The following is a 5,256-nucleotide window of genomic DNA, read 5'->3' as shown; positions in this document are numbered from 1 at the left end:
GCTGCTGGAGCGGGCCCTCGCCTGCCTGGCGGATCTGCGGAGCCGCTTCGAGGTGGTGGTCTGCGAGGGTGCCGGGTCGCCGGCCGAGATCAACCTGCGGGACCGCGACATCGCCAACATGGGCCTGGCCAGGGCGGCGGACCTGCCGGTGGTGGTGGTCGGCGACATCGACCGGGGCGGGGTCTTCGCGTCGATGTACGGGACGCTGGCGCTGCTCTCCGCCGAGGACCAGCGGCATGTGGCGGGGTGGATCGTCAACAAGTTCCGCGGGGACGGACGGCTGCTGCAGCCCGGGCTGGAGATGCTGGAGTCACTGACGTTCCGTCAGGTCATGGGTGTGCTGCCGATGCTGTCCGGTCTGCGGCTGGACGCCGAGGACTCCCTGGACCTGGACGGCGCCGTCGACCACGGCGCCGTCGCCGCCCCGTACGGGGCCGAGATACTGCGGGTCGCGGTGGTGCGCCTCCCCCGGCTGTCCAACTTCACCGACCTGGACGCCCTGGCGCAGGAACCCGGCGTACTGGTCCGGTGGGCCTCGCGGCCCGAGGAACTCGCCGACGCCGACCTGGTGGTGCTGCCCGGCACCCGGGCGACCGTGGCCGACCTGGCCTGGCTGCGCGAGCGGGGGCTCGCCGCGGCGGTCACCCGGCGGGCGGAGGCCGGACTGCCGGTGCTGGGGGTGTGCGGGGGCTTCCAGATGCTCTCCCGGCTGATCGTCGACGAGGTCGAGTCGGGTGCCGGGGCGGTGCCGGGCCTCGGGCTGCTGCCGGTACGGGTGGAGTTCGCCCGCGAGAAGACTCTGGGCCGCCCGGTCGGCGAGGCGTACGGGGAGCGGGTGGCCGCGTACGAGATCCACCACGGCGTGGTCTCGCTGGAGGGCGGCGAGCCGTTCCTGGACGGCTGCCGGGCCGGCTCCGTCTGGGGCACCACCTGGCACGGCGCCCTGGAGAACGACGGCTTCCGCCGCGCCTTCCTGCGGCAGGTGGCCGCGCTCGCGGGCCGCGACTTCGCACCCGCCCCCGGCTCCTGCTTCGCCGCCGCCCGTGAGCGGCGGCTGGACCGGCTGGGCGACCTGATCGAGGAGCACGCCGACACCGACGCCCTCTGGCGGCTGATCGAGGGCGGCGTACCACGGCAGGCCGCGCCCTTCGTCCCTCCCGGTGCGCCATGACCCCATCGAACCGAGACTCTGGAGAGGCCGCCATGCCCGCCGCCACCGTGCTGCTGCTGTCCACCGCGGACACCGATCTGCTGGCGGCCCGCGCCTCCGGCGCCGGCTACCGGACCGGCAACCCGTCCCGGGTCGACCCGGCCGCCGACCTGCCCGCGCTGCTGGACGGCGCCGATGTGGCCGTGGTGCGGCTGCTGGGCGGGCGGCGGGCCTGGGAGGAGGGGCTGGCCGCGATCGCCGCCGCGGGGGTGCCCACCGTGCTGCTGGGCGGCGAGTCGGTGCCCGACGCGGAGCTGATGGCGCTCTCCTCGCTGCCGGCCGGTGTGGTCGCCGAGTCGCTGGCGTACCTGGTGGAGGGCGGGCCGGGCAATCTCGCCGAACTGGCCCGGTTCCTCTCCGACACGGTGCTGCTGACCGGCGAGGGCTTCGCCCCGCCGCAGCCGATGCCGCAGTTCGGCCGGCACGGGGAGCGTGCGCTGCGGGAGGGGCGGCCCACCGTGGGCGTGCTCTTCTACCGGGCGCACGAGCTCTCCGGCAACACCGCCTTCGTGGAGACGCTCTGCGACGCGGTGGAGGCCCGCGGCGCCAATGCGCTGCCGGTGTACTGCGGGTCGCTGCGGGACGCCGACCCGGCGCTGTACGACCTGCTGGACCGGTGCGACGCCCTGGTGACCACCGTGCTGGCGGCCGGCGGCACGGTGGCGGCCGAGGCGTCGGCGGGCGGCGAGGAGGAGAGCTGGGACGTGGGGGCGCTGGCCGAGCTGGACGTCCCGATCGTCCAGGGACTGTGCCTCACCACCAGCAGGGCCGCCTGGGAGGCCTCGGACGCGGCACTGTCCCCGCTGGACGCGGCGATGCAGGTGGCCATCCCGGAGTTCGACGGACGGATCATCTCGGTGCCGTTCTCCTTCAAGGAGACCGGGGACGGCGACATCCCGGTGTACCAGGCCGACCCCGAGCGGGCCGCCCGGGTGGCCGGGATCGCCGTACGGCACGCGGCCCTGCGCCACAAGCCCCCCACGGAGCAGCGGATCTGCCTGATGTTCACCGCCTACCCCACCAAGCACTCCCGGGTCGGCAACGCGGTGGGACTGGACACCCCGGCCTCGGCGGTGCGGCTGATGGACGCCCTGCGCGACGCCGGCTACGCCGTGGACGGCTACCCGGACAGCGGCGACGAGCTGATCCACCGGCTGATCGCGGCGGGCGGCCACGACGTGGAGTGGCTGACCGAGGAGCAGCTGCGCCAGGCTCCGGCGCGGGTCCCGCTGGCCGACTACCAGGAGTGGTTCGAGGCGCTGCAGCCCGGACTGCGGGAGTCCATGCGGCGGCACTGGGGGGAGCCCCCGGGCGGGCTCTATGTCGACGGCGACGAGATCGTGCTGGCCTCACTGCGGTTCGGCAACGTGGTGGTGATGATTCAGCCGCCGCGGGGCTTCGGCGAGAACCCCGTCGCCATCTACCACGACCCCGACCTGCCGCCCTCCCATCACTATCTGGCGGCCTACCGCTGGCTGGAGCGGTCCTTCGGCGCCGACGCCGTCGTGCACCTGGGCAAGCACGGCACCATGGAGTGGCTGCCCGGCAAGGGCCTCGGGCTGTCGGCGGAGTGCGCGCCCGACGCGGTGCTGGGCGAACTGCCGCTGGTCTACCCCTTCATCGTCAACGACCCCGGCGAGGGCACCCAGGCCAAACGGCGCGGCCACGCCACCGTGGTGGACCATCTGGTGCCGCCGATGGCCCGGGCCGACACCTATGGCGACCTGGCCAAGCTGGAGCAGCTGCTCGATGAGTACGCCCTGGTCAGCGATCTGGACCCGGCGAAGGCCCCGGCGGTGCGGGCGCAGATCTGGACGCTGGTGAAGGCCGCCGAGCTCCATCACGACCTGCGGGTGGACGAGCAGCCGGACGATGCCGCGTTCGACGAGTTCGTGATGCACATCGACGGCTATCTGTGCGAGATCAAGGATGTGCAGATCCGCGACGGTCTGCATGTGCTGGGCGCCGGCCCGGTCGGCGAGGCCCGGGTCAACCTGGTGCTGGCGGTGCTGCGGTCCGCCCAGGTGTGGGGCGGCCGGGCGGCGGCGCTGCCGGGCCTGCGGGCCTCGCTGGCGGCGGAGTTCGGGCTGGTGGAGCGGGAGCTGCTGGCGGAGCCGGGCGCCGCGGTGAAGGTCCCCGACGCTCTCGCCGCGCTGGCGGCGGGGCCCGCCCGGACCGCGTCCGACGCGGTGGACCTGCTGGAACAGCTCTGCCGGCGGCTGGCGGAGGCCATGGAGGAGCGCGGCTGGGCGGTGGACGCCGCGGCCCCGCTGGTGGCCGGGGTGCTGGGCCGTCATGTCCCGGACGCAGTAAGGGTGCTGGAGTTCGCCGCCGGAGAGGTGGTGCCGAGGCTGGCACGCACCGGCGACGAGATCGCCCATGTGCTGCGGGCGCTGCGCGGCGGCTATGTGCCCGCCGGACCGTCCGGCTCGCCCACCCGGGGCCTGGTCAACGTGCTGCCCACCGGCCGCAACTTCTACTCGGTGGACCCGAAGGCCATCCCCTCCCGGCTGGCCTGGGAGGTGGGACAGTCCCTGGCCGACTCCCTGGTGGAGCGGTACGTCCGCGACACCGGGGACTTCCCCCGGTCGGTGGGACTGACGGTGTGGGGCACCTCCTGCATGCGCACCCAGGGCGACGACATCGCCGAGATCCTGGCGCTGCTGGGCTGCCGCCCGGTGTGGGACGACGCCTCGCGCCGGGTCACCGGCTTCGAGGTGGTCCCCCCGGCGGAGCTGGGCCGGCCGCGGATCGACGTCACGGTGCGCATCTCCGGGTTCTTCCGCGACGCCTTCCCGCATGTGGTGGCCCTGGTGGACGACGCGGTACGGGCCGTGGCGGAGCTGGACGAGCCCGCCGACCGCAACTTCGTCCGGGCGCACGTGGACCAGGACGCCGCCGGCCACGGCGACCGGCGGCGGGCCACCGCACGGATCTTCGGTTCCAAGCCGGGTGCGTACGGGGCGGGTCTGCTGCCGCTGATCGACGCCCGCAACTGGCGCTCCGACGCCGACCTCGCGGAGGTCTACGCGGTGTGGGGCGGCTACGCCTACGGGCGCGGGCTGGACGGTCGGGCCGCGCGGGGCGACATGGAGCAGGCGTTCCGGCGGATCTCGGTGGCGGCGAAGAACGTCGACACCCGGGAGCACGACCTGGTCGACGCGGACGACTACTTCCAGTACCACGGCGGCATGGTGGCGATGGTCCGGCACCTCACGGGCTCCTCACCGGAGGCGTACGTCGGCGACAGCGCCCTGCCCGACCAGGTGCGGACCCGCACCCTGGGCGAGGAGACCCACCGGGTCTTCCGCGCCCGGGTGGTCAACCCCCGCTGGATGGCGGCGATGCGCAGACACGGCTACAAGGGCGCGTTCGAGATGGCCGCCACCGTGGACTACCTCTTCGGCTACGACGCCACGGCGGGCGTGGTGGACGACTGGATGTACGAGAAGCTGGCCGCCGAGTACGTCTTCTCTCCTGAGAACCAGGAGTTCATGAAGAGGTCCAACCCGTGGGCCCTGCGGGGTGTCACCGAACGGCTGCTGGAGGCCGCCGACCGGCGGCTGTGGGCGGAGCCGGACCAGGAGACCCTGGACCGGCTGCGCGAGGTGTACCTGGAGCTCGAGGGCGACCTGGAGGGTGAGGACCGATGAGCGACGCGAGGTATCCGTTCACCGCCGTCGTCGGCATGGCCGACCTGCGGCTGGCGCTGCTGCTCAACGCGGTCTCGCCGGACGTCGGCGGGGTGCTGGTGCGCGGCGAGAAGGGCACCGCCAAGAGCACCGCGGTCCGTGCGCTCGCCGGACTGCTGCCGCCGATCGAGGTGGTGGGCGGCTGCCGCTTCGCCTGCGACCCCGCCTCCCCCGACCCGCGCTGCCCCGACGGACCGCACGAGCGCGCCGCCACGGCCGGCCGGCGGCCGACCCGGCTGGTGGAGCTGCCCGTGGGTGTCTCCGAGGACCGCATCGTGGGGTCGCTGGACCTGGAGCGGGCGCTGTCCGAGGGCGTCAAGGCCTATGAGCCGGGGCTGCTGGCCGCGGCCCACC

General features: G+C 74.1%; 2 protein-coding genes and 1 pseudogene. All 3 read left to right on the top strand.

All coding sequences use genetic code 11. The annotated features are described in order from the left end of the window. A partial coding sequence (locus tag AOK09_RS03420) for a cobyric acid synthase (RefSeq protein ID WP_055585593.1) occupies nt 1-1,171 on the top strand: 1,171 nt, incomplete at its 5' end. Nucleotides 1,172-1,203: 32 nt separating this feature from the next. Further along, a complete protein-coding gene (cobN, locus tag AOK09_RS03415) occupies nt 1,204-4,863 on the top strand; it encodes a cobaltochelatase subunit CobN (RefSeq protein ID WP_055585592.1) in 3,660 nt (1,219 codons plus the stop codon). After that, nucleotides 4,860-5,256, top strand: a pseudogene (locus AOK09_RS03410) (magnesium chelatase); the annotation flags it as partial. The gene cobN and the pseudogene AOK09_RS03410, both read left to right, overlap by 4 nt.

This window comes from Peterkaempfera griseoplana, from assembly GCF_001418575.1.
In the GTDB taxonomy this organism is placed as follows: Bacteria; Actinomycetota; Actinomycetes; order Streptomycetales; family Streptomycetaceae; genus Peterkaempfera; species Peterkaempfera griseoplana.
This window is presented reverse-complemented; position numbering and strand designations above follow the sequence as displayed.